The sequence below is a fragment of the Burkholderia sp. RF4-BP95 genome, assembly GCF_001521985.1.
GTDB classification, from domain to species: domain Bacteria; phylum Pseudomonadota; class Gammaproteobacteria; order Burkholderiales; family Burkholderiaceae; genus Burkholderia; species Burkholderia diffusa.
On the sequence record NZ_LOSX01000032.1, the window covers coordinates 1 to 23,400 of the forward strand.

General features: G+C 66.2%; 19 protein-coding genes and 3 pseudogenes. 10 read left to right on the top strand and 12 right to left on the bottom strand.

Annotated elements, in window-relative coordinates:
* From WS46_RS36035 to WS46_RS13890, 3 genes and pseudogenes are all read left to right on the top strand, one after another.
* Positions 1 to 687 (top strand): annotated as a pseudogene (locus WS46_RS36035) (hypothetical protein); the annotation flags it as partial.
* Entirely contained in the window at positions 687 to 1,115 is a 429-nt protein-coding gene (locus tag WS46_RS13885; protein WP_059526365.1) for a phage tail assembly chaperone, read from the top strand. The pseudogene WS46_RS36035 and the gene WS46_RS13885, both read left to right, overlap by 1 nt.
* A gap of 172 nt (positions 1,116 to 1,287) precedes the next feature.
* Complete coding sequence (locus WS46_RS13890) at positions 1,288 to 2,082, top strand: DNA adenine methylase (RefSeq protein ID WP_059526362.1); 795 nt, start codon at positions 1,288 to 1,290, stop codon at positions 2,080 to 2,082.
* Positions 2,083 to 2,095: 13 nt separating this feature from the next.
* On the opposite strand, the gene WS46_RS13895 is transcribed toward WS46_RS13890, so the two are convergent.
* Positions 2,096 to 2,839 carry a bifunctional 2-polyprenyl-6-hydroxyphenol methylase/3-demethylubiquinol 3-O-methyltransferase UbiG gene (locus tag WS46_RS13895; protein ID WP_059526359.1) on the bottom strand — a complete coding sequence of 248 codons (744 nt, stop codon included), beginning with the start codon at positions 2,837 to 2,839 and terminating at the stop codon, positions 2,096 to 2,098.
* Positions 2,840 to 3,094: 255 nt separating this feature from the next.
* On the opposite strand from WS46_RS13895, the pseudogene WS46_RS13900 reads away from it, so the two are divergent.
* Positions 3,095 to 4,030: pseudogene (locus WS46_RS13900) on the top strand (hypothetical protein); the annotation flags it as partial.
* A gap of 102 nt (positions 4,031 to 4,132) precedes the next feature.
* On the opposite strand, the gene WS46_RS13905 reads toward WS46_RS13900, so the two are convergent.
* Together WS46_RS13905 and WS46_RS13910 are read right to left on the bottom strand one after the other, a co-directional pair.
* Positions 4,133 to 4,873 carry a sulfite exporter TauE/SafE family protein gene (locus WS46_RS13905; protein WP_059690859.1) on the bottom strand — a complete coding sequence of 247 codons (741 nt, stop codon included), beginning with the start codon at positions 4,871 to 4,873 and terminating at the stop codon, positions 4,133 to 4,135.
* 135 nt (positions 4,874 to 5,008) lie between these two features.
* Positions 5,009 to 6,025 (bottom strand): aldo/keto reductase, encoded by a 1,017-nt coding sequence (locus WS46_RS13910; RefSeq protein WP_059690860.1) that lies wholly within the window; start codon positions 6,023 to 6,025, stop codon positions 5,009 to 5,011.
* A gap of 141 nt (positions 6,026 to 6,166) precedes the next feature.
* Between WS46_RS13910 and WS46_RS13915 the strand changes: the two genes are divergently transcribed.
* A complete protein-coding gene (locus WS46_RS13915; RefSeq protein ID WP_059690861.1) occupies positions 6,167 to 7,078 on the top strand; it encodes a LysR family transcriptional regulator in 912 nt (303 codons plus the stop codon).
* 48 nt (positions 7,079 to 7,126) lie between these two features.
* Here the strand turns inward: WS46_RS13915 and WS46_RS13920 are convergent, their stop codons facing one another.
* The gene (locus tag WS46_RS13920; protein ID WP_059690862.1) at positions 7,127 to 8,281 is read right to left on the bottom strand and encodes a porin; all 1,155 of its coding nucleotides are present in this window, start codon (positions 8,279 to 8,281) and stop codon (positions 7,127 to 7,129) included.
* 381 nt (positions 8,282 to 8,662) lie between these two features.
* On the opposite strand from WS46_RS13920, the gene WS46_RS13925 reads away from it, so the two are divergent.
* Together WS46_RS13925 and WS46_RS13930 are read left to right on the top strand one after the other, a co-directional pair.
* Positions 8,663 to 9,763, top strand: coding sequence for an OpgC domain-containing protein (locus WS46_RS13925; protein ID WP_059534019.1), 1,101 nt, complete (start codon positions 8,663 to 8,665; stop codon positions 9,761 to 9,763).
* A 64-nt stretch (positions 9,764 to 9,827) separates the two neighbouring features.
* Positions 9,828 to 10,766, top strand: coding sequence for an esterase family protein (locus WS46_RS13930; protein ID WP_059690863.1), 939 nt, complete (start codon positions 9,828 to 9,830; stop codon positions 10,764 to 10,766).
* A 66-nt stretch (positions 10,767 to 10,832) separates the two neighbouring features.
* Here the strand turns inward: WS46_RS13930 and WS46_RS13935 are convergent, their stop codons facing one another.
* The 4 genes from WS46_RS13935 to WS46_RS13950 form a co-directional block, all read right to left on the bottom strand.
* Positions 10,833 to 12,434 carry a GMC family oxidoreductase gene (locus WS46_RS13935; protein WP_059690864.1) on the bottom strand — a complete coding sequence of 534 codons (1,602 nt, stop codon included), beginning with the start codon at positions 12,432 to 12,434 and terminating at the stop codon, positions 10,833 to 10,835.
* Between the two features lie 27 nt (positions 12,435 to 12,461).
* On the bottom strand, positions 12,462 to 12,995 hold the full coding sequence (locus WS46_RS13940; protein WP_059690871.1) for a sugar dehydrogenase complex small subunit: 534 nt from the start codon (positions 12,993 to 12,995) through the stop codon (positions 12,462 to 12,464).
* 15 nt (positions 12,996 to 13,010) lie between these two features.
* Positions 13,011 to 14,303, bottom strand: a complete 1,293-nt coding sequence (locus WS46_RS13945) for a c-type cytochrome (RefSeq protein ID WP_059690865.1) — start codon at positions 14,301 to 14,303, stop codon at positions 13,011 to 13,013.
* Between the two features lie 395 nt (positions 14,304 to 14,698).
* On the bottom strand, positions 14,699 to 15,913 hold the full coding sequence (locus WS46_RS13950) for an FAD-dependent monooxygenase (RefSeq protein ID WP_059690872.1): 1,215 nt from the start codon (positions 15,911 to 15,913) through the stop codon (positions 14,699 to 14,701).
* A 183-nt stretch (positions 15,914 to 16,096) separates the two neighbouring features.
* Between WS46_RS13950 and WS46_RS13955 the strand changes: the two genes are divergently transcribed.
* Positions 16,097 to 17,041, top strand: a complete 945-nt coding sequence (locus WS46_RS13955; RefSeq protein ID WP_059533971.1) for a LysR family transcriptional regulator — start codon at positions 16,097 to 16,099, stop codon at positions 17,039 to 17,041.
* A gap of 115 nt (positions 17,042 to 17,156) precedes the next feature.
* On the top strand, positions 17,157 to 17,915 hold the full coding sequence (locus WS46_RS13960; protein ID WP_059690866.1) for an SDR family oxidoreductase: 759 nt from the start codon (positions 17,157 to 17,159) through the stop codon (positions 17,913 to 17,915).
* Between the two features lie 17 nt (positions 17,916 to 17,932).
* Here WS46_RS13960 and WS46_RS13965 read toward each other — a convergent pair whose 3' ends face one another.
* From WS46_RS13965 to WS46_RS13980, 4 genes are all read right to left on the bottom strand, one after another.
* Entirely contained in the window at positions 17,933 to 18,265 is a 333-nt protein-coding gene (locus WS46_RS13965) for a cupin domain-containing protein (RefSeq protein WP_059690867.1), read from the bottom strand.
* Positions 18,266 to 18,410: 145 nt separating this feature from the next.
* Positions 18,411 to 19,889, bottom strand: coding sequence for a sensor domain-containing diguanylate cyclase (locus WS46_RS13970; protein WP_059690868.1), 1,479 nt, complete (start codon positions 19,887 to 19,889; stop codon positions 18,411 to 18,413).
* Positions 19,890 to 20,032: 143 nt separating this feature from the next.
* Positions 20,033 to 21,127, bottom strand: a complete 1,095-nt coding sequence (locus WS46_RS13975; protein ID WP_059690869.1) for a TrkA family potassium uptake protein — start codon at positions 21,125 to 21,127, stop codon at positions 20,033 to 20,035.
* A gap of 60 nt (positions 21,128 to 21,187) precedes the next feature.
* Positions 21,188 to 22,522: an FAD-binding oxidoreductase gene (locus WS46_RS13980; RefSeq protein WP_059690870.1), complete on the bottom strand. Its 1,335-nt coding sequence runs from the start codon at positions 22,520 to 22,522 to the stop codon at positions 21,188 to 21,190.
* Positions 22,523 to 22,761: 239 nt separating this feature from the next.
* On the opposite strand from WS46_RS13980, the pseudogene WS46_RS13985 reads away from it, so the two are divergent.
* A pseudogene (locus WS46_RS13985) lies at positions 22,762 to 23,331 on the top strand (hypothetical protein); the annotation flags it as partial.
* Positions 23,332 to 23,400 lie beyond the last annotated feature (69 nt).

Consider the following 23,400-nt stretch of genomic DNA (forward strand, 5'->3'; position numbering starts at 1 on the left):
AAGTTCGTCGGTGTCGTGAACGGCGAGAACACTGCCGTGAACATGTGGGTGTATGACGGTGGCCAGGTCGCGACCCGTAGCAATTTGACCGTAGGCGGGACGACGGTGGGCGGTGGCAACAACGCCACGTTCGCAACTGACGGCAACGTGTATGGACCCGTATGGAGCGGATGGTTGAGCACATATCTATCCAACACCTACGTGTCGCGCGGTACGCCTAACATGTCGGGCCGACTGATTATCTCGCGCGACGGCTGGCAGGCAGACATCCAGCTTCAGAACCTGTATTCGCAGGACTCGAACGTCTACTTGCGTGCACGCATCGGTGGCGGCCTGGACATCATCAACAGCGCTTACAACGCTATTCCGTGGCAGGTATCGGACGGCGGCGAGACGTGGCAAAACTACACCGCTCACGTGGGGGAAGCGTCAGTCCTTACCGACGGCAACGTATGGGGCGCCGTGTGGGGAAACGATTACTTGTCGAATTGGATGGGGCGACAACTCGGCACCAAGGCGAACGCTGGCGCTCGCGTCCAGTGGGATTCGGGCGTCAACAACTTCGGCGCTATCTCGACCGTCAACGGGCCGTTGCCAGCGCCGTGGGTCGTTTGTGGTCTGGCTGGACCGGGTAATGGTACGGCCAATGCAATCACCGTCTACGGTATCGTGCTGAGGAACCAATAATGGGAGAAACGAACATCATTGATGTCGAGCAAGCGGCGTTCATTCTGGCAAAGAAATATCCGCAGCTCGTTCGCGGGCGGGACTATTGGGTGGCACATCCGGTCGACGAGCAGACACTCAAGCAAACGAAGACGGCATGGGTGCCGATTTGGGAATCCAAAGACATCGATTGCCCGACTCCGGAGGACTTGTTGGACTGGTGGCCTGAATACAGCGCGGAGTATGCGGTGATCGATGCGACCGAGAGTGTCCGGAAGAAGCGTGATGACTTGCTTATTCAAGCTGACCGGCTTGTCGAGATTGCGACGGATGCGGGGAACGCGGATCTCGAACTCGCCCTGCGAAAGTACAGAAATGCGCTGCGCGGTATCCCGGATCAAAAGGGCTTCCCGCTGGACGTGAAATGGCCGGAGATGCCGAACGCGTAATTTCACGTGTGCATCACACGGTGTTCGACGAGCATCTGCGGCAAAAGACAAGGCGACCGGCGTGTGTGTTGGAGCACCCACGTCGGACACCGCTCACTGAACGGAACAGTGAGAAGCCAAGGCCCTGCCACCTCCCGGGAGGCGGGCGAATTCTATCAAATTCGCGAAGGTAATGGCACAACCAATCATTCCGTGGCTTGGTGGCAAGCGCCGTCTTGCCGACCAACTTATCCCGTTGTTTCCGCAGCACGAATGCTATGTCGAGGTGTTTTGCGGCGGAGCTGCGCTGTACTTCTTGCGGCCGATGCCGGCTCCCGTCGAGGTATTGAATGACATCAATGGTGAATTGGTGAACTTGTACCGCGTCGTGCAGCACCATCTCGAAGAATTCGTGAGGCAGTTCAAGTATGCGATTTCGAGTCGGGAGGTCTTCAAATGGCATCAGCTCGCGGCCCCCGAAACGCTCACGGACATTCAACGCGCAGCCCGTTTCTACTATCTGCAACAGCACGCGTTTGGAGGCAAGATCGACGGTCAGACGTTCGGCACCGCTACGACCGCGCCTTCGGTGAACCTGTTGCGAATTGAGGAAAGCCTATCAGCCGCGCATCTTCGTCTGGCAGGCGCGTATGTCGAGAATCTGCGTTGGTATGAATGCATGGCGCGATACGACCGACCGCACACGTTTTTCTATTGCGATCCACCGTACTGGCAGACCGAGGGCTATGGAGTTCCGTTTCCGTTCGAAGAATATGAGCGGATGGCGGCTATGATGCGCGACAGCAAGGGGAAGGTAATGGTCAGCATCAACGATCACCCCGACATCCGGCGAGTGTTTGACGGCTTCGCGATGCTCGGCTTGTCGATCAAGTACAGCGTGAGCAATGTAACCGGCGGCCCGTCAGCGAGCCGCGAATTGGTGATCACGAACTGGGAGCTAGGTACGGAAACCGGTGGCTTGTTCTGACCGCCGGCGGCACTTACGACGTTTGAGCCTTCTCGAATATGAGAATTTGCGAGCGGCCAAACATGAGCTTGTAACCAGTCAATAGCCCGTGCAATGAATCGACCCCGGGATACGTTCCCGGGGGTGTTTCCTTGGCGATTTTCCGCGTCCAGAGGTACAAGAATGGCTTCATCGCGAGATAAAGCGGTATAAGAGCCTTTCGCTTTGCTCGATCGATGCGAACCTCGGTGAGCTTGCAGCCCATTGAGCCAATCAGGTAGATCAGATGAAGCGGCGTGTATGGACTGATGTGGCCACGATCGATCAACGCACCGTTGGTTTGCCGCATTCCGCGTGCGTCGAACTGAAAGAAGGTGCCAGTAAAGAAAAACTGGAGCCGCGAATGAAGGTTCGCGATGTTGGGGGTCGAGATGATGATTCGGCCGTGCGGCGCGGTTACCCGAACTAGTTCCTGTATTAGACCCATTGGGTTAACCAGGTGCTCGATGCCTTCCAAGCACGTCACGACGTCGAATTCACCGTTGGACCACGGCAGCGGAAATTCCATGTTCGCGTGGACGAATCCCGCCTTTCCGTGGATGTCCGCTTTCACCACCTTATGTCCCAATTGTTCGAGGGAACGCGCGAAGACGCCCGAGCCCGCTGGAATGTCCAGAATCTTCACGTGCGGTGGCGAGTTCTCGCCCAAGTATGCAAGTACCTGGTTCATGTAGCCCGTCTTGCCACCCTGATAGTAGCTGTAGTCTCGTTCTTTCATTGGTTCTTCGGATCGGCACGATCTGGAACGTGAACGAGAAATTCTAGAGCACGGATTGTATTGTCAGATGATTGACTTCGACTCGATGAGCGATTTCTACAACAGATCATCGGAACGGAGAGCGGTTATATCGTCGAGGGCTGCAATTTTGACGGACGTGTGTCGTGTCAATTCGGCCACGAAACGGAGAAAGCGGCGTTGCGCTACGTGTCAAATTGGTCGCTAAACGGTGTCAAATTGGTCGCGACGTTACAGCTGCCGACGCCGTCGGTGAACATGTGGGTCAAGGGTCGCGGCACGGACGCCTATCGCGGCAAGCCGCGCGTGATGGGCGAGAATTTCAGCCTGCTGCATCAGTACCTGTACGTGAACGCGTGGTGGAACAAGCTCGGCTTCGGCGGCAAGGCGCCGATGGACGATGCGGCCTACGATGCGTGGCTCGACGCGCTGCCGCGCTACACGCTCACCTGGTACAACCAGCCCGGCGATACCGCGCATCCGTACAACGCGGCGCTGCTCACCGTGCGCGACGGCCGCCGCGCGATCAACCTGAATCTCAGCCAGGCGCCCGACTACAACTCGTTCACGCCGTACTACCCGGTGCCGTTCTCCGACAAGCTGATCTACGGGACGACCGATCTGGGCTACGCGCTGCTGGTGCCGCAGGTGTCGTACAACGGGAAGACCTACGTTCCCGTCACGTACTACAAGAACCTCGACGTGCAGCAGGCCAACGGACAGGTGGTCGTGTCGTTCGACACGGCGAAGTTCCGTCTCGCGTCGAAGAATGCGGCGTACACGACGGATCTCGACCTGCAGGTGCATACCGTGCTGACGTTCGCGCACGGCACGATCTCGCGCAGCGACACGCTTGCCTCGGGCACGCTCGCCGGCAACCTGTCGGTCGAGACGGACTTCGCGTCGTTCGCGGACTTCGCGTCCACGCAAGCAAACGGCGACGGCACGTCGGTGACATACGCGAACAGCACCGCGACCGGCTATGCGGCGTCCGGGTTCGACACCTGCGCGCTGTCCGCCTTCGACACGGTCAACGGCGCGACGAACCCGCTGTCGACGACGCCGATCGGCCAGTTGCATTCGAACTTCGCGTGCAAGACCACTCCGTTCGCGCTCGGCGCGGGCGTCACCCGCACGTTCGGGTGGACGCTGAAGTACGCCGACCCGGCCTGAGCGGCATGGCCGCCGCTCCGTGAGCGTCCCCGAAGCCGGCTCTCGAAACCGGCTTCGGGGCATTCGCGCCGGGCGCGCGGTGCGCGTGGCGGCGATGCCCGTTCACAGCCACGCCGAAGCGGCCATGTAGGCGCCGAGCGCGATCATCCCGACGAAGAAGCAGCGCTTGAACGCCTTCTCGCTCATCACGCGCCGCGCATATTGCCCGCCGATCATCCCCGCGAGTGCCGGCACGAGTGCCAGCGCCGATACGCCGAGATCGATCGTCTGCAGCGCGCCCGTCACGCGCAACTGCAGCCCGAGCGCGATCGTCGACGCGGTAAACGACAGCCCGAGCGCCTGGATCAGGTCGTCCTTCGACAGGCGCAGCGCCTGCAGGTACGGCACCGCCGGCACGACGAACACGCCGGTCGCGGCCGTCACGACGCCCGTCAGATAGCCGACCGCGGCCGACAGCCACTTCTCGTATCGGCTCGGCGCGGGCAATCGCGCGGCGGCGAGCCCCCAGCAGCCGTATGCGGCCAGCACGACGCCGAGTGCCGCGTGGGTCCACGCGCTGCCGGCGGCAAGCGTGGGCAGCCCGCCCGTCAGCGTGCCGATCGTCAGCCCGGCGAGCAGCGGCCACAGACGCCGCAGCAACGGCCCGAACGAAGGGCCGAGCCACAGCTGCCAAACATTGGTGATGAACGACGGCACGAGCAGCAGGCTCGCGGCGGCCGACGGCGGCATCGCGAGCGTCAAGAGCCCCATCGCGATCGTCGGTAGCCCGAGGCCGATCATGCCCTTGACCGCGCCGGCGAGCAGAAAGACCAGCACGATGATCGTCAGCATCTGGGTTTGCATGGAGGGCGTTCCGTCCGGTTGAAGACGGCGCGATGATGAACCACCGTCACGCCGCCGGCCATCTGGCTTTGCCTGAGGCTGGCTCGGGCCCGCCCGGCCGGCCTCGTTGCCTCGTCATCCCGCCATGCCGGCCGTTCAGGCGCCGTGTGCCGGCCCCCGGCCCTGCTCGCTGTCGAGGTGCGCCATCTGAGGGGCCGGATAACGCTCGCCGGCAGCCGCCCCGGCGGGAACCGCCGTTTCGATACGCGCCAGATCATCGACCGTTAGTTGCAACTTAGACGCCTGCAATGCGTCCTGGAGTTGCGTGCGCTTGCGCGCGCCGATCAGCGGCACGATGTCGTCGCCGCGCGACAGCGCCCATGCGATCGCGATCTGCGCCGGGTTGCTGCCCTTCTCGTCGGCGATCGCGCGCAGCGCGTCGACCAGCGCGAGATTGTGCGCGAGGTTCTCGCCCTGAAAGCGCGGGCTGGCCGCGCGGAAGTCGCGCTCGCCCTGCCGCGCCGCGCTCCAGCCGCCGCCGAGCAACCCGCGCGACAGCACGCCGTAGGCGGTCACGCCGATCCCGAGTTCGCGGCACACGGGCAGGATGTCCGCCTCGATCCCGCGCGACAGCAGCGAGTATTCGATCTGCAGGTCGGCGATCGGCGCGACGGCCGCCGCGCGGCGAATCGTGTCGGCACCCACCTCCGACAGGCCGATATGGCGCACATGACCGGCCTTCACGAGATCGGCGATCGCGCCGACCGTCTCCTCGATCGGCACCGTCGGATCGACGCGCGCCGGCCGGTAGATGTCGATGTGGTCGGTGCCGAGCCGCTTCAGCGAATACGCGACGAAATTGCGGATCGCCTGCGGCCGTGCGTCGTAGCCGACGAACGCGCCGGCCGGGTCGCGCAGCGCGCCGAATTTCACGCTGATCAGCACCTGGTCGCGCGCGCGGCCGCGCAGCGCGTCGCGGATCAGCATCTCGTTGTCGCCCATCCCGTAGAAGTCGCCCGTGTCCAGCAGCGTGATCCCGTTGTCGAGCGCCGCGTGCAGCGTCGCGATGCTTTCGTCGCGATCCGCCGGCCCGTAGAGATCCGACATCCCCATGCAGCCGAGCCCGATCGCCGACACCTGCGGGCCCGTGCGGCCCAGTTGACGCTTGTCCATGTCCGTTTCCTTGCGGTGGTGAGTGAATGAACCGGATTCTGGACGCATCGCGGCGCGCGATAAACGCGAAACGCCCAACCAATTCATTCGACGCTGATTAACAATGGAGCCTGTCCCAATTCGCCCACGCTCCCGCTCCGCATGGACCATCTGCATGCAATGCGCATCTTTGCGCGCGTCGCCCACCTCGGCAGCTTCACGAAAGCGGCCGAGCAGCTGCAATTGCCGCGCCCGACGGTCAGCAATGCCGTCCAGTATCTGGAAAAACACCTGAGGGTGCGCCTGCTGCAGCGAACCACCCGGCGCGTCGCGCTCACCGCCGAGGGCGCCACCTACTACGAGCGCTGCACGCGGCTGCTGGCCGATCTGGACGATGCCGAGACGCTGTTCGACGACGCCGGCGCCGCGCCGCGCGGCGTGATCCGCGTCGACCTGCCCGAACGCTTCGCGTTGAACAAGGTGATTCCGGCGCTGCCGGATTTCCACGCGCGCTATCCCGACCTGCGCGTCGTGCTGAGCACGACCGACCGCTTCGTCGATCTCGTCGCCGACGGCATCGACTGCGCGGTGCGGGTCGGCGTGCTGTCCGACACGTCGCTGGTCGCGCGCCGCGTCGGCGAGATGGCGCAGATCAACTGCGCGTCGCCCGCGTATCTCGCGCGATACGGCACGCCGCGCTCGCCGGACGATCTGCCCGACCACGTCGCGGTCGGCTATTTCTCGAGCCGCACGGGCCGCGAGCTGGACTGGGAATATGCGGACATGGATTCGGGCGCGCTGCAGACGGTGAAGATGCGCAGCGTGGTCGCGGTGAACAGCTCGCAGGCGTATCTCGCGTGCTGCATCGCGGGCCTCGGGCTGATCCAGGCGCCGCGCGACGGGCTCGCGCCGCTGCTCGAGGACGGCTCGCTGGTCGAGGTGCTGCCGGAGTGGCATGCCGCGCCGCTGCCGGTGTCGGTCGTGTTTCCGAACGGCCGGCATCTGGCGCCGCGCGTGCGGATCTTCGTCGACTGGCTCGCGCAAACGCTCGACGACGCGCGGCGGCCCGCGTGACGAAAGCCGGCGCCGGGGCAATTCGCCCCGGGCGCCGGCAGGTCGACATCAGAACTTGTGGCGAATCGCGGCGCGCACCGCGAACTGGTTGGCCGACGACGACGGGCCGTCCGTCCCGACCACGTAGCCGCCGTCGGCCGCGGTGCCGGTCTTGTCGCCGGCGACCTTCTGCCATGCGCCCTGCAGGTAGACGTCGGTGCGCTTGGACAGGCTGTAATCGGCCATCAGCCCGACGGTGTGGTACTTCGGCTTGAACGAACCGGCCGCGGCGTCGAATTTGCCGTCCGTGTACACGTACTGCGCGCCGAGATAGAAATCGGACGTGAGCTGGTACTTGCCGTTGATCTCGAAGTTCTGGAACTTGGTCGCGCTCAGCCCGAGGCCCGAGAACGTCGACGCCGGCAGGTAAACGGTCGACACCGGATTCTTCACGTCGGTCTTCGTATAGACGAAGCCGACCGTCGCCGGGCCGAACGTGTAGTTGACGCCGCCGCCGAAGATGCGCAGGCGGTCGGCGACGAAGTTCGCATCGTCGGCCGCGATCGCGCCCGCGTTGCCGACGCCCGGGCTGTTCGCCTGCAGGTATGCAGCCGCGACCTGCAGGCCGGCCAGCGAATACTGCGCGCCGATGCTGTACTGGCGGTTGGTCGAGAAGCCCGTGCTGTTGCTGAAGCTGTAGGTGCCGCCGAACGACAGCCCGTTCCAGTCGGGGCTCGCGTACTTGACCGTGTTGTTGACGCGGAACGAATTGTCCGTGTTGTCGTTGTCGAACGGATGCGAGAACAGCGTGCCGCCCCAGTTGCCGTTTGCGGTCAGCGGCGCGAGATAGTCGACGACGGAATCGTACTGGCGGCCGAAGGTCAACGTGCCGAAACGCGACGCGCTCAGCCCGACGAACGCCTGACGGCCGAACATCCGGCCGCCCTGGTTGAGCCGGCCGTTGTTCACGTCGAAGCCGTTTTCCAGCGTGAAGATCGCCTTCAGCCCGCCGCCCAGATCCTCGCTGCCCTTCAGGCCCCAGCGGCTGCCCTGCGCGTAGCCGCTCGCGAGCTGGTAATTCGTTTTTCCGACCCCGTTTACGTTCACGTTGTTCGTGTAGTTGAAGCCCTCGTCGATCAGGCCGTACAGCGTCACGCTGTCCTGCGCGAAGGCCGGCGCGGCGAAAGCGGCCAGCGCGGCGGCAAAAATGACGTGCTTCTTCATGACGGATCTCCGGAGCCGGGGCCGGGCAGGCCATGTGCCCGGCGATTTGTTTGATCTGTTTTATCGAGGTGGCCCGCAGGGCGGACGACGCGGTGTGCGGCCGCGCGGACAAAATGGTGTCACGTCGCAAATCGCCCGTCCATCGGGGCGTGGGACCGGCACGCAAAGCGTTGCGCTCGTCCAACTGCCCTGTTCTCATCATGGCCCGATCAGGCTTGCCGGCAACGGCTGGCCGGCCTGCCATCCGCGTAAACCCGGACGGCGCCACATCGGTGGCACAATGCGCATCCGTTCTTCATTTCTTCACGAAGTCATGCTTCACCCCGATTCATGCGCGGCAGGTGCCGGCCGCGCACGCGGCGCGCGCCCGGAGGCGGCCCGATGACCGCCGCCGCCCGGGCCGGCCGCTACGCCGAGCTCGATTTCTTCCGCGGCCTCGTGCTGCTGGTGATCGTCGTCGACCACATCGGCGGCAGCATCCTGTCGCGCGTGACGCTGCATGCGTACGCGCTGTGCGACGCGGCCGAGGTGTTCGTATTCCTCGGCGGTTTCGCGACCGCCATCGCATACAACTCGCTCGCCGAGCGCCACGACGAGGCGGCCGCGCGCCAGCGTTTCATCCGCCGTGCCTTCGAGATCTACCGTGCTTTCCTCGTGACGGCCGGCCTGATGCTGCTCATCACCGCCGTGCTGAACGCATTCTCGATCGACGGCCCGAACATGCCGACCAACGATCTCGACGGCCTGCTCCACAAGCCGCTCGCCGCGCTGCGCGACATCCTGCTGTTCCGCCGCCAGCCGTATCTCGCGTCGGTGCTGCCGATGTATGCGTTCTTCGCGCTGCTGGTGCCGCTCGCGCTGCCGCTCGCGCGCACGCAGCCGTGGTTGATGCTCGCGTTCAGCGGCTCGCTCTGGTACGCGGCGCCGCACATCGCGCGCTTCTTGCCGACGGTCGAAGGCGCGCCGTGGGACTTCAATCCGTTCGCGTGGCAGTTCCTGTTCGTGCTCGGCGTGATCGCGCGCTGCCAGCCCGTCTACCAGACGCTCGCGCCGAAACCGCAGGGCTGGCTGCTGACGGCCGTGTCGCTCGCGATCGTCGCGGCCGGCGCGTATTACCGGCTGCGCATCGAGCCGTTCCCGACCGATCCGTCGATCAAGCAAAATCTCGGCGCGCTGCGGCTCGCGAACTTCCTCGCGATCGCGTGGCTCGCGGCCAAGCTCGTGCACCTCGGATGGATGAAGAAGGTCGCGCACGCGATGCCCTGGATCGGCACGATCGGCCGCCAGGGGCTGCTGTGCTTCGTCGCCGGCACCGGCATCTCGCTCGCGGTCGACTCGCTGCTTTACCAGGCGACCGAAGGCTATCTGAACGTGCCGCTCGGCCTGACCGCCGACGCCGTCGCGATGGGCTTGCTGTACCTCGTCGCGAAACTCTATGCGCCGCTCGTGTCGCGGCTGCCGTTCCCGTTCCGTTCGCGGTGATGATGCGCCGCGCCGTCATGCGTCGCTGCTACGATAGCGGGCGCCTCTCCTGAAACGATTCACCATGCGCCGACTCGCCCTTCCGTTCGCCGCCGCCCTGATCGCCGGCGCCATCGCCACCGCCCACGCCACGACGGGCGGGCCCGCGGTTTCAACGGCGTCGTCCGCGGCCGCGACCGTCCCGCCCGCAACGATCGCGCCGGCCGCCCAGGAACCGCCGGTCAATCCGGGCAGCAGCGTCGTGCTGCGCGCGTTCCGGTCGGCGTCGCTGAAGCGCGACTGGTCTTACACGGTCTACCTGCCGCCCGGCTACAACCCGGAAGGCGCGCGCTATCCGGTGCTGTACCTGCTGCACGGCAACGCCGGCAACGCAAACGACTGGATCACGCAGGGCCGGCTGCAAGCCACCGCCGACACGCTGATCGAGCGCCGCGAGATCCCGCCGGTCGTGATCGTGATGCCGCAAGGCGGCACCGACTGGTACGTCGACCGCAAGGAGAAGATGCAGAGCGCGTTCCTCAACGACCTGCTGCCCGAAGTCGAGGCGCACTTCGCGGTGTCGAACCAGCGCGCGGGCCGCGCGATCGGGGGCGTGTCGATGGGCGGCTTCGGCGCACTGCGTTTCTCGCTGCTCGAGCCGGGCCTGTTCTGCGGCGCGATGCTGCTGAGCCCCGCGATCTACGCGAACGAGCCGCCGCTCAATTCCGCCGCGCGTTATGTCGGCGTGTTCGGCGACCGGCAGTTCGACCCGCGCGTGTGGCACGAGCTGAACTACCCGGCGCTGCTGCGCGGCTATTTCGCGCGCAACTGGCGCGTGCCGATGTTCATCGCGGTGGGCGACGACGACCTGACGATCCAGGCCGAATCGAGCGTGCTGTACACGCAACTGCGCCGCGCGCAGAACCCGGCGGAACTGCGCGTCGTCGACGGCGGGCACACGTGGGACGTGTGGCGCGGGCTGCTCGGACAGGGGTTGAAGTACGCACTGGAATGCGTGAAATGATGCGGGCCTGAGCGCGGCCCCACCATGGCGGGCGGTATGCGCGCGCCGCCGGCCGCCTTGCTCGCGTCAGACTTCCGCGGCGATCGTCCTTGCCATCCGCAGCGCCAGCGCATATCCGGTCAGCGTCGGATTGACCACCGACGAACTCGGATGCACGGCCGTGCTCGCGATGAACAGGTTCGGGTGATCGTACGTACGGCAATCGCGGTCGACGACGGAATCGGCCGGATCGCTGCCCATGATCGTCGTGCCCATGATGTGCGAACTCGGCACCCACGCATGGATGTCGTTGACGACCTCGGTCGCACCGAACACCCGCTGGAAATCGCGATAGTCGTCGAGCACTTGCGATGCCGCGCGCAACGCGTAGTCGTACACGTCGTAATCGGTGCGCGGCGTCGGCAGCCCGAGCGCATCCTTGCGATCGCTGAGCGTCACGCGGTTGCGCGGGTCGGGCAGGATCTCGACGTAGCTGGCGATCTTCAGATAGCGCGCCGCGTCGTGGCGGATCCGCGCATCGAGCGCGTCGCCGACGACACCTTGCGCGATCAGCCGCCGCGTGACGACCTCGTTGGGCACCGTGTTGTCGAGGAAATGCCGGATCGCGCCGTGTTCGCGACGAAACGCGCCGTCGCGCCGCGTGTTGATGCTGCCCTGCTGCGTCGGGCCGCGTCCCGCCCACACCGGCTCGCGCGCGAGCATCGCGATCGCGCGGCCGGTGTGTCCCATCATGTTGCGGCCGACCTGATCCGACGAATTCGCGACACCCGACATCAGCAGCAGCTTCGGAATCTCCACGCCATGCGCCGCGAGCACGAAGGTCCGCGCGGTCAGGCGCGTGCTTTTGCCGTCCGGCGTCATGTAATGGATCGCGGCGATCTTGCGATTCTCGCCGCGCTCGATCTTGTAGACGACCGCGTTCGTCAGCAGCCGCGCGCCTTGCGCGACGGCGCGCAGCACCGGGCGGTCGCCTGAAAATTGCGCACCGATCGGGCAGATCGGCGCGCAGTTGTTGTTGCCGGCGCAGGTCGGTCGGCCCTCGTAGGGCCGCGTCGCGCGCGCGTTGGGCTCGTCGACGAAACGATGACCGATCGTCGCGACCTTGTCCGCGACCTGCTGCGTCAGGTACGACCACGGCTGCTGCCGCATCGGATACGGCTTCGAGCGCGGCGGGAACGGCGCGCCACCCTGGCCGCTCTGATCGTCGGTATCCGAGCCCGATACGCCGATCTGCTCTTCGGCGAGCTGATACCACGGTTCGAGTTCGTCGTAACCGATCGGCCAGTCGCGCCCCTGGCCGTACAGGCTGCGCAGCCGGAAATCGTTCGGCAGCATGCGCCACGTCGCCCCTCCCCAGTGCCACGTCGTGCCGCCGACGAGCCGCAGGAACGACGGCTTCTGCAGCACCGGGCCGACGCTGTCGATGTAGCGGTCGGAATAGCGTCCGGTGGACGATTTCGGCGCCCACGGCAGATCCGGATACGGGCCGTTGTAGTCCGACTTGTTGCCGTAGTCGCGGAACGCGCGCACCAGCGCTGCCCGCTTCACCTCCGGCCCCGCCTCGAGCACGATGACGGACTTGCGTTGTTGCGTCAGCGACTGCGCGATGGCGCCGCCCAGGATGCCGGCGCCGATGACGATGACGTCCGCGTCATAGGTACTGCTCATGATTTCGATCCTCGTTCGAAAGGCCGGTCAGCCGGCGTCGGCGGTCGGGCGCGCGGTCCAGTATTCGGGGCGCGCGCGGATGTAGGTCGGAATGACCGTGACGTCGGCGGTCGGCTCGAACATCAGCGCGGTTTCGTAGCCGACCATGCGCGCCTGCCCGCCATGGCCGATGCTGCCCGTGTAGAAGGCCTCGATGATGGCCAGCGCGGCGATGCGCAGTTCGGGGGCCGCGACGCCGAGCGTGCGTATGAAAGCGTCGAGCGGCTGCGTGCCCATGTCGATCGCGACGGCGAGCGCGCGCAGTCGCGCCGGAAATTCGCTGTCCTGAGCGACGAGACCGTCGTAGACGGATTGCACATAGCGTGACGGAAGCGTCGAGCGGCACGTCAAATAGGCCGCCACACCGGCAAAATCCCTCAGCGGCACGGCCTCCGGCGCAGCCGCCGCACGTGCGATCAGCACGCCGGCAGGCAGTGCGGCGGCGAGCGCCGCGCCGGCCGACAGCTTCACGAAGCGGCGACGCTGCGCGTCCGGGTCGTCGGTCACGTCGAATTCGTTCATCGCATGCATCTCCTGTCAGTGAGCGGGGGCGGTGCGGATCTTCGCGACATCCGCCGCGCTCACGCGAGTCCGGCCATTGCCGAACCGGTCGCTCAGGTAGTTCACCAGGGTCACCACTTCGTCATCCTTGAGTTCGGTCTGGAACGCCGGCATGAAATAGTGCGTGGCGCCGTTGTTCACGCTCGCGCCGTGCATGACCACCTGCAGCAGGTTCGACGCGGTGGCGGTGCCGACCGCGCTGTTGGCGAACAGCGACGGGAAGAATCCGTCCGCGGTGCCGGCGCCCGTCATCCCGTGACAGCTCGCGCAATGATCGAGGTAGAGCGACGCGCCGGCCGGCGCCGAGCCTCCCGTCGCGGTTGCGGCCGCGGCGCGTACCGCGACGTAGTCGTCGGTCTTGCGCCCCTGCGCGGAACGCGGTGCGGTGTCGGCGCCCTTCGCCGCCGGCACGGTCGCTAGATATGCGGCGATTGCGTTCAGATCGCGGTCGCTCATGCGGCTGAAGCTGTGTTCGACCGCTTCCGCCATCGGGCCGGCCGCCTGCGCCCTGCCCGGCACGTTGCCGGTGCGCAGGTACTGGACGATCTGCGCGGTCGTCCACGTGCCGATGCCCGCGTCGCGGTCGCGCGTGATGTTGAACGCCTGCCAGCCCGCGAGCGGCGCGCCGGCGAGATAGCCGACGCCGGTTTCGTCGTAGGCCAGCTCCTGCATCCCGATGCCGCGCGGCGTATGACAGGTGCCGCAGTGCGCGGCGCCCTGCACCAGGTAGGCGCCGCGATTCCACTCGGCATCCCGCCTGGGCTTCGGCACATACGCGCCTTCGCGCAGATACAACGCGTTCCAGATCTTCAGCGGCCAGCGCAGGGTCAGCGGCCACGGGAAATCCGGCCGGCGGTTCGGCTGGTGCACCGGTGCGACGCCGTGCATGAAATACGCGTACAGGTTCGCGATGTCGTCGTCGCTGAACTTCGTGTACGACGGATACGGCATCGCCGGATACAGGTTGCCGCCGTCGCGCCGAATCCCCTTGCGCAGCACGTTCGCGAAATCCTGCGCCGAGTAGTTGCCGATCCCGGTTTGCTTGTCCGGCGTGATGTTGGTCGAGTAGATGTCGCCCATCGGCAACGGCATCGCGAGGCCACCCGCGAACGGCTGCCCGCCCGGCGCCGTATGGCACGCGACGCAGTCCGCCGCGACGGCCAGCGCCTTGCCCGCGGCGACACGATCCGCCGCCTGCACGGCCGCCGATGCGGGGTCCGTCGCGATGAGGAAGAGCGCGACAAGCGCGGAAAGGCCGGGTATGCGCATGGAAATCGTCCGTGAGGAATCCGGTGAACAAGGCGGTTTCGGAGAGCCTCGCGATGCGGCCCTCTATCTTCCGGAGGAATCGCTCGCATGGCGTGGCCGCACTATATCATCTTCTGTATCGATACACTAAATCGATACAGAATCACCATTCGGGTAATAATCGGCGGATGCCGGATCAGCGTCGCGGGATTCCGGAAAACGGTCGAACGCCGTGCGGGCGCGGCGGCAACTTGCGCGTCATGTCACCAACGTGCGCGCGCAAGCCGTGGCCGCGGGAACAGGTGGCCGACCACGCGTGACGGCAACGCGGCCGAGCCGCATTCCCGCCGGACGACCGCGTCACCGCCGCACCGGTCGCCCGGCGCGCTGCCGCCGCTTGCGCCGCGCCTGTCAGGTCAAAGCCACGTCCCGCCCTGCCGCTCGTTCGGCTCGTCGGCGAGGGCGTCGAAATCGTGAATCCAGTCCAGGTGATGCAGCACGCTGTCGCGCTCGCCGAGCCGCGCATTGCGTGCCTGCGCGGCCGGCCCGTCGGGCAGATGCAACACGTCGGCCGCGGAAATCGATGCGTACTGCACCTTGCGCGTGCGGCCGCGCCGCAGCCGCTCGTAAGCCGCCTGCGCCTCGCGCCAGTTGCCGGGCCCCGCCTTCGCCAATTGCGCGGCCAGCACCATCGCGTCCTCGATCGACTGATTCGCGCCCTGCCCGTGATGCGGCACCAGCGCATGCGCGGCGTCGCCGATCAGCGTCACGCGCCCGCGGCTCCAGCAGCCGAGCGGCGGCCGGTGGAACAGCCCCCAGCGCTGGCTGATCGGCACCGCGGTGATCATCTGCACCACCGCCGGATGCCAGTCCCCGAACAGTCGCAGTTGCTCGCCCTCCTGCGCCGGCATGACCCAGTCGCGCGACGGCCACGGCGACGGATGACGCTCGACCAGCAGGAAGTTCTGGTCGCCGTTGTCACCGATCGGGTAGTGCAGTAGATGACCGTGCGGCCCGACCCAGAACTGAATGGTTTCGGGATCGGGCAGCAGGTCCATCCGCTCGGCCGGCACCACGCCGCGAAAGCCCGAGCAACCCGAATACAGCACGTCGTCGTAGCCGAGCATCCAGCGCCGCGTGATCGAACGCGCGCCGTCCGCGCCGATGGCGAGATCGGCGTCGACACGTTCGCCGTTGGCGAAGGTCAGCGTGACGTGGTCCGGATGCTGCGCGAGATCGACGAGCCGATGGCCGAGGTGAATCTGCTCGATCCCGACCGCCTTCGACAGGATCGCCTGCAGGTCCGCGCGGTGCACGCCCCAGTACGAGCCGCCGAATTGCCGGCGATAGTCGGGCTCGCCGCGATGATGGCCGATCACTGCGCCGCTGCGTCCGTCGCGATAGACGAGGCCCGGGATCTCCGCGCACACCGCGTCGAAAGCCGGGCGCAATCCCATCCGTTCGTAGAAACGCGTCGCGTTGGCTGACAGCGCGACAGCCGCTCCCACCTCGCGCAACACATCGGTCTGCTCGTATAGCTGCGCGTCGATGCCCTGTTCGCGCAATGCAAGCGCCAGCGTCAGGCCACCGATTCCGGCGCCGACGATCGCGATCCTCAGTTTCGTCTGCATGATGAACGTGTCTCCGATATTCAAGTCATGAGGGGGCGAAGCCCCGGCATGCGTGACCTGCCCGGCGCGCCTGTCGAATGCCGGCGCCGTATCGGTATTTTCAGCAGCGCCTCGTCATCCCACAATAAAATGCAGGGAATCTGCTTCATCACTGAACGGAATGACCGGAGGCCACGCCGAACCATGGAACTGAGCGAGATCGACCTCAATCTGTTACTGCTGTTTCAGCGGCTGATGCAGGAGCGGCGCGTGTCGAGCGTCGCCGAGCAGATGAACATGAGCCAGCCGGGCGTCAGCAACGCGCTCGCGAAGCTGCGCCGCCGGCTCGGCGATCCGCTGTTCGTGCGCGGCCCGGGCGGCGTGGTCCCGACACCGTTCGCGCTGCGCCTGGCCGAACCGGTCGCGCACGCGCTGTCGACGCTGCATGCCGCGCTCAACCCCGAGACCGGCTTCGATCCGCTCCGCGCGTCGCGCACGATGACGATCGGGATGACCGATATCGGCGAGGTCGTGTTCCTGCCCGCGCTGCTCGAACACCTGTCGCGCGCGGCGCCGGGCATCGCGCTCAATACGGTGCGCAACACGAGCGTCAACCTCAGCGACGAGATGGCCGACGGCCGCGTCGATCTCGCGATCGGGCTGTTGCCGCAACTTCAGGGCGGGTTCTATCAGCGCCGGCTGTTCGATCAGCGCTACGTGTGCCTGTTCCGGCGCGGACATCCGCTCGAAGACGCGCCGCTGACGGTCGACGCGTGGCGCGACGCCGAGCATCTGGTCGTGGTGTCGGCCGGCACCGGTCACGGGCAGGTGGACGAATGGCTGAAGCGGCGCCGCGTGAAACGCCGTGTGCGGCTGACGGTGCCGCATTTCATGAGCGTCGGCTACATCCTGCAGCGCACCGACCTGATCGCGACCGTGCCGGAACATCTTGCGCTGCAGCTCGCGGCGCCGTTTTCGCTGGGCTGGCGCGCGTTGCCGGTCACGCTGCCGGGCGCGCCGATTCATATGCTGTGGCATGCGCGCGTGAATCAGGACGAAGGCAACCGCTGGCTGCGGGAAGTCGTGGTCAGCCTGTTCGCGGAAGCCGGAACGCGCGGACGGAAGGCCGCGCCTGCGCGCAGGAAATAGGCGCGCGCGTCGCGAAATCCGGCGTGCGCGGTAGCATGTCGCTTCGAGCGGCGCACCGCGAGCGCATCGCGCGCCCGCCGCCGCTTTCCTCACCCAATCCGCAGGGAATCAAGCCATGTCTGTCTCGAAGAAGATCGCCGCCGTCACGGGCGCCGGATCCGGCATCGGTCGCGCCGCGGCAATCGCACTCGCGAACGCCGGATATACCGTCGCTCTGATCGGACGCAAGGAAGCCCCGCTGCGTGAGACGAAAGAAGCGATTGTCGCCGCCCACGCCGACGCGCATGTTTTTCCGGCCGACGTCACCGACGAAGCATCGGTCGAACACGCGTTCGCGCAAATCGCGCAGCAATTCGGGCGGCTGGACGTCCTCTTCAACAATGCCGGCCGCAATGCACCGGCCGTCCCGCTCGACGAATACGATTTCGGCGTATGGAACGACGTCGTCGCGACGAACCTGACGGGCGTCTTTCTGTGCGCGCGCGCCGCGTGGCGCGTGATGAAGGCGCAAACGCCGCAGGGCGGCCGGATCATCAACAACGGCTCGATCTCCGCCTATACGCCGCGCCCGAACACGATCGCGTACACGGCCACCAAGCATGCGGTGACCGGCATCACCAAGTCGCTCGCGCTCGACGGCCGTGCATACAACATCGCGTGCGGTCAGATCGACATCGGCAACGCGGCGACGTCGCTGACGGATCGCATGACGGAAGGCGTGCCGCAGGCCGATGGACGCATGGCGCCCGAGGCGCGGATGGACGTCGCGCATGTCGCGAATGCGGTCGTTCAGATGGCGAACCTGCCGCTGGACACGAACATCCTGAACATGACGATCATGGCGACCACGATGCCGTTCGTGGGGCGCGGGTAACACGCGCCCCGCGCGTTTCAACGGTCGTGATAAATCGCGAGCCAGACGCTCGGCTCGTCGGGATGCGTCCACGCGATGCGATGCCGGCAATGCGGTTCGATCAGCACGTAGTCGCCGGGGCGCATGTCGTGCAGCGTCGCGTCCGCTTCGAACTCGAGCACCGCGGCGCCCGACAGCAGCACCACCCATTCGGCGCGCGAATCGTCATACCAGAACCCGTCGGGGCTCGTATGCCCCATCGACACGATCCGTTCGACGTTCAGGCGCGCGCCGGCGACGAGCACATCGACCCGCTCGTCGTCGCCGCGCGTTCCTTCGACACTGAACAGATTGCCGGTTTGAAGTTGCATGATTCGACCTCGGGTCGGCCTTCGGCGGAAGGCGAATGACGCCCACTGTAGCGCGAAGGCCGGCATCGCGGCGAACTTGTTTGACGGGCGCCGGCAACGCCTGGTGTACGTCACGAAGTCTTGCGGCCGCATGTCGTGACGCGTGTCATGCCGGCGGATGAAAGGCGACGACCTTGTTCCGGCCGGTCGCTTTCGCGTAATACAACGCCTCGTCGGCGGCCTTGATCACGGCGTCGGCCTCGGCATCGTGCTCGGGCGTCCAGCTCGCCAGGCCGATACTGGCCGTGACGTGCCCGTGTTCGCTGCCGGCGTGTTCGAGCGGCAGCCCGTCGATCGCCGCGCGAATCCGCTCGGCAATCTGGGCAGCGCCCGGCTCGGACGTATCGGGGAGCAGCACGACGAATTCCTCTCCGCCGTAGCGGGCCGCGGTATCGGCCGGCCGTCGGATGTTGTCGCCGATGCAGCGTGCGACCGCGGCCAGCGCGTCGTCGCCCGCCTGATGGCCGTAGGTATCGTTATAGGCCTTGAAGCGATCGACATCGACGAACAGCAACGAGAAAACCGATCGTGCCCGCCGCGCGCGACGCCATTCGCGATCCAGCACTTCCGCGAAGCTGCGGCGATTGTTCAGGCCGGTGAGACCGTCGGTGCGGGCCAGCAGCACGAGTTCCGACTCGGCGCGCATCCGGTGCCGCAGTTGCGTGCCGAGCATGAAGGACACCGCGATGAACGCGGCGCCGAAGGTCGCCACCAGCGCGCCGATCGTCACGGCCCGGTGCCGCCATGCCGCATAGATATCCTGCTCCGCTTCCGCGACCATGATGATCAGCGGCAGCTTCGGCAAGTGCCTGAAGTAGTAGAGACGACGCACGCCGTCGAGCACCGAGGTTTCGGAGAACACGCCCTCACGCGCGGCCTGGAACCGCTTGAACGTCGCGGCCTGGCTGATGTTGCGACCGATGGTGCGGACGTCGTACGGCTGACGCATCACCATCACGCCGTCGTTGCCGATCAACGAGATCGATCCATGTTGTCCGAGCGACAGGCCGGCAAACAGGTGATGGAAATACTCGAGGTTGACCGCGATGAGCACGATGCCGGCAAACGAGCCGTCGGGGTTCGAGATCCGCCGCGTGAGCCCGATGCTGGGCGAACCACCCCGCAGGCGGGAGATGAACGGGTCGCTGACATAGAGCCCGACATCCGGATTGTCGCGGTGGACGGTGAAGTACTTGCGATCGGCGAAATTGCCGTGGCGCGGAACGTCGTTGGCCGAATCGAGGACGATGTTGCCGCCGGCGTCGAGCACCAGCATCGAGCCGAGAAACTGTGCCGTCATCGCGTTATCGAACAGCACCGCGCGCCGCAGGCTCGCAGGCGCCGTCATCACGTCGTGACGTTGAAGCCGGGCGATGACCGCCTGCAGCGACAGGTCGTAGAGTTCGAAATTGCGTTCGATGTCGCGCTCGGCGATCAGTCCCAGATTGCGGGAAGTTTCGCTCGCCCGCTCGAGCGCGTCGTTGCGGCTCTGGAACAATTGCAGCACGCACAGACCCATGAGCGCACAGGCGATCACGATACCGATCACGACGATCGTCTGGGGAGCCGCCGACCTGAAATGCATGTGTCTCCTCGATGATCACGCTCGTGCGCGGCGCACGACGCGATTACTTCATACTAAATAACGCGCGGTGGCATATCAAGCGGGGGATCCACCGGTCACGGCGCGCCAAAGGCATGCGATGGCGGGCGTTGCCCAACCGGCTCTCACACGTCCGGGTCCGGAATCCTCGCCGACTGGATCACGACCAGCGTATCGCCCGCCTCGATCCGGCACGGCGGATCCTCGTAGAACGAATGGATCGTCCCGCAGCGATCGAGCCCGACGACGATCGCGCCCGGCACGACGTTCGTCATGCAGCCGATCTCGTGCGGCAATGCCTCGCGCTCCAGCAGCGTCGCCCGCCCGCGCGTCGACAGCATGTCGTTCACGAACGGCACGATGTAGCGGCTATGCACCGCGTCCGCGAGCAGCAGCGCACCGATCTTCGTCGACGACACGATGACGTCCGCGCCCGCCTGGCGCAGTTGCCGCTGATACAGGTTCTCCTGGATCCGCACGACGATCTTCGTCTCCGGCGCGATGCTGCGCACCGACAGCGTCAGCAGGATCGCGGTCGGGTCGTCGGTCACCGAGATGATCACGGCCTTCGCCGCGCGCACCTGCGCCTGCTGCAGCAGATCCTCGTGCGCGGGATCGCCGAGCAGCCCGGTCACGCCGAGCGACGTCGCGGCCTCGAGCGCCTGTTGCTGCGCATCGATCACGATGATCGTCGACGGATCGACGCCGCTTTCGAGCAGCTCGCGCACGGCGATCGACCCTGACAGGCCGTAGCCACATACGACGATGTGATCGGACAGTTGCTTCTGCAGGCGTTTCATGCGGAATTCCTCGATGACGCGCTGGATCACGAACTGATAGGCCGTGCCCAGAAAGATGAACCAGATGCCGATGCGGATCGGCACGATGAAGAACGCGTCGATCAGACGCGCGCGCGCGGTGACCGGCACGATGTCGCCGTAGCCGACCGTCGCGACCGTGACCATCGTGAAGTAGACGAGGTCCGCGACGCTCATCGGCGTGCTCTTGGTCGAATCGCGCAGGCCGTCGCGATCGAGATACAGCACGAGAAACGCGAGCATGCACAGCACCACGACCGCGCCGAGACGGAACAGCAGCGTACGCCGCGGCGACGTCGCCGGACGCGTGAACAGCGTGCGCGCACGCGGCGCCCGCCATGGGTCGCGCGCGCGACGCAGGCGTGAGCGCAGCGAGCGGCGCTTGTCGGTGGGCGTTGCCAACGGGAAATCTCCTGAAGATTGCGGGCTCGATTCTACGACGGGAACACGCGGGCGCGTCCGCTACAGCATGCTGCGCGGCCGGACCATCGTCCCGTCGGCAAAACGCCGTGCACGGAACGCCGACAGGTCGAGCGACGGCTCGCCCACATCGACCCATTCGGCCAGCAGCCGCCCGACGATCGGCCCCATCGCGAAGCCGTGCCCGCAGAAGCCGGTCGCGATCGCGAGCCCGGACGGCGTGCCGGGCGCGTCGATCACCGGAATCCCGTCGGGCAGCACGTCGATCAGGCCGGCCCAGGCCTCGACGATCTGCGCGTCCTTCAGCGCGGGAAATATCGTCTTCAACTTCGCGAGCGCGCGCGGCGCATGCGCGCGATTCGGCTGCGGCTGCGGATCGCGCGGCTCGATCGGGCCGCCGCCGCCGCCGATGCGCGCGCAGGCATCGCGCCACGCCGCCGCATTCAGATGCAGCCGGAACTTCTCGCGCTGCGACCAGAACTCCGGCCAGAACAGGCTCAAGCCGCGCAGATGGCCGAGCGTCAGGTCGACGTCGACCTGCATGTCGTCGGCAAGGTTGATCGTGCCGTTCCTGCGTTGCCGAATGCCGAGGCCGTGGCCCCAGATCGTCGATGCGGACACGTCGGGCAGCACGTTGGTGCGCATGCAGGTGCCGCGCACGGCCTGTTGCGGCAGCCGGATGCCGACGCCGTCGAGCAGCCGGAAGCTGGTCGCGCCGGCCGCGCAGATCACGCGCCGGGTGCGAATCGTGCCGCGCTCTGTCACGACGCCGACGACCGCACCGCCGGCCGTCTCGATCGCCGTCACGCCGCAGCCTTCGAAGAAACGCGCGCCGGCTTCGGTCGCGCGCGCCGCGAATGCGGCGGCCACGCGGCGCGGCTCGGCCTGCCCGTCGGTCGCCGTATACAGCCCGCCGAGCGTGCGCGCTTGCGTCGCCAGGCCGGTCACGCGCGCGTCGATTTCCGCGCGTGTCAGCGTGCGCGTGTCGAGCCCGTGTTCGCGTGCGACGGCGAGCCATGCCTGGAACGATGTCCAGTCGTCTTCGTTGTCCGCCATATAGAGGCAACCGCCCTGGCGCCATTCGAGATCGAAGCCGAGCGCCTGCTCGAGCCCTTCCCAGATCCGCATGCCGGCCATCATCAGCGGCACTTCGGCGGACTCGCGGCCTTGCTGCCGCACGAAGCCCCAGGCACGCGTCGATTGCTGGCCGGCGATGCGCGACTTGTCGAGCACGACGGCCTTCAGGCCGCGCAGGCCGAGGTAATAGGCGGCCGCGCAGCCCATGATGCCGGCGCCGGCGATCACGATGTCGGCTTCGGCCGGAAACGCCGTGTCGGCGTGCGTCAATGCGTCATGCAGCGGATAGGTTGTCGTCATTGTTCTCTGTTGGCGTCGATACGTCGGGCGCAGCCATCCACGTTCGCGATGGCGTGCACCGGATCAGGCGGTCGGGTTCCGGACAAGGCTGGCGAATGTGCGGGATGCTCGATGAACGGTCCGGCATCGGCCCTGCCGCCGGTCGGTTTTGCTCATCGGCCGTCCCCATTTTTTCGCCTTGACGGCGCTATGTTACCGCGCGATAAACTGTACATCCATACAGTATCGCTGCAGTAAAAATGATCCTCCCCCCATTCGATCCCCCGAAGCTGAACGACCTCACCGAATGGTGGACGAAGTGCACCTACGCCGACGTACAGCGCCTGATACTCGAAGTGCAGCACCTTCGCCTGACGCTGTGGGAACTGAAAGCGCACGTCGCGGATGCGTCGCGCCGGATCCGCGTGCTCGATCCGGCCATGCTCGCGCATGGCTCCGCGCTGCGGCGGCTCGGCTATCTGCTCGACAAGGAGATCGAACGCGCGAATCCGATCGGCCGCACGCGCGACGTGTATGCGCCGTTTTCGGATGAGTGGCGCGCCCGCGAAGCGCTGCGCTGTGCATTGCGTGCACGGCCCGAGCCCGCGGAAGCCGGCACGCTCCCGCGCGCGATTCCGGAATTTCAGCGCGTCACCTGGGCGGAGCTTCGCGATCGCTGGCGTCACCTGAGCGACAAGCAATCGACCCGCCGGAACATCGAGCAGCGCATGGTGCTCGAGATCGCGCGCCAGCGATCCGTGGTCCTCGCGCGCGCGAGGAAACTCGTCGATGCCGCGATAGCCGAAGCGGCGGCGGAAGGCAAATCTATGGTCACCCCCGTTTTTGCAACGCTGACGTTGATGTGTGGTGGCTTTGCACCAATCTATCCGGCGTCGTTG

What these genes read in the sequence shown, in the direction of transcription:
- WS46_RS13885 (WP_059526365.1), top strand. Translation starts at nt 687, where the DNA reads ATGGGAGAAACGAACATCATTGATGTCGAGCAAGCGGCGTTCATTCTG.
- WS46_RS13890 (WP_059526362.1), top strand. Translation starts at nt 1,288, where the DNA reads ATGGCACAACCAATCATTCCGTGGCTTGGTGGCAAGCGCCGTCTTGCC.
- WS46_RS13895 (WP_059526359.1), bottom strand. Translation starts at nt 2,839, where the DNA reads ATGAAAGAACGAGACTACAGCTACTATCAGGGTGGCAAGACGGGCTAC.
- WS46_RS13905 (WP_059690859.1), bottom strand. Translation starts at nt 4,873, where the DNA reads ATGCAAACCCAGATGCTGACGATCATCGTGCTGGTCTTTCTGCTCGCC.
- WS46_RS13910 (WP_059690860.1), bottom strand. Translation starts at nt 6,025, where the DNA reads ATGGACAAGCGTCAACTGGGCCGCACGGGCCCGCAGGTGTCGGCGATC.
- WS46_RS13915 (WP_059690861.1), top strand. Translation starts at nt 6,167, where the DNA reads ATGGACCATCTGCATGCAATGCGCATCTTTGCGCGCGTCGCCCACCTC.
- WS46_RS13920 (WP_059690862.1), bottom strand. Translation starts at nt 8,281, where the DNA reads ATGAAGAAGCACGTCATTTTTGCCGCCGCGCTGGCCGCTTTCGCCGCG.
- WS46_RS13925 (WP_059534019.1), top strand. Translation starts at nt 8,663, where the DNA reads ATGACCGCCGCCGCCCGGGCCGGCCGCTACGCCGAGCTCGATTTCTTC.
- WS46_RS13930 (WP_059690863.1), top strand. Translation starts at nt 9,828, where the DNA reads ATGCGCCGACTCGCCCTTCCGTTCGCCGCCGCCCTGATCGCCGGCGCC.
- WS46_RS13935 (WP_059690864.1), bottom strand. Translation starts at nt 12,434, where the DNA reads ATGAGCAGTACCTATGACGCGGACGTCATCGTCATCGGCGCCGGCATC.
- WS46_RS13940 (WP_059690871.1), bottom strand. Translation starts at nt 12,995, where the DNA reads ATGAACGAATTCGACGTGACCGACGACCCGGACGCGCAGCGTCGCCGC.
- WS46_RS13945 (WP_059690865.1), bottom strand. Translation starts at nt 14,303, where the DNA reads ATGCGCATACCCGGCCTTTCCGCGCTTGTCGCGCTCTTCCTCATCGCG.
- WS46_RS13950 (WP_059690872.1), bottom strand. Translation starts at nt 15,913, where the DNA reads ATGCAGACGAAACTGAGGATCGCGATCGTCGGCGCCGGAATCGGTGGC.
- WS46_RS13955 (WP_059533971.1), top strand. Translation starts at nt 16,097, where the DNA reads ATGGAACTGAGCGAGATCGACCTCAATCTGTTACTGCTGTTTCAGCGG.
- WS46_RS13960 (WP_059690866.1), top strand. Translation starts at nt 17,157, where the DNA reads ATGTCTGTCTCGAAGAAGATCGCCGCCGTCACGGGCGCCGGATCCGGC.
- WS46_RS13965 (WP_059690867.1), bottom strand. Translation starts at nt 18,265, where the DNA reads ATGCAACTTCAAACCGGCAATCTGTTCAGTGTCGAAGGAACGCGCGGC.
- WS46_RS13970 (WP_059690868.1), bottom strand. Translation starts at nt 19,889, where the DNA reads ATGCATTTCAGGTCGGCGGCTCCCCAGACGATCGTCGTGATCGGTATC.
- WS46_RS13980 (WP_059690870.1), bottom strand. Translation starts at nt 22,522, where the DNA reads ATGACGACAACCTATCCGCTGCATGACGCATTGACGCACGCCGACACG.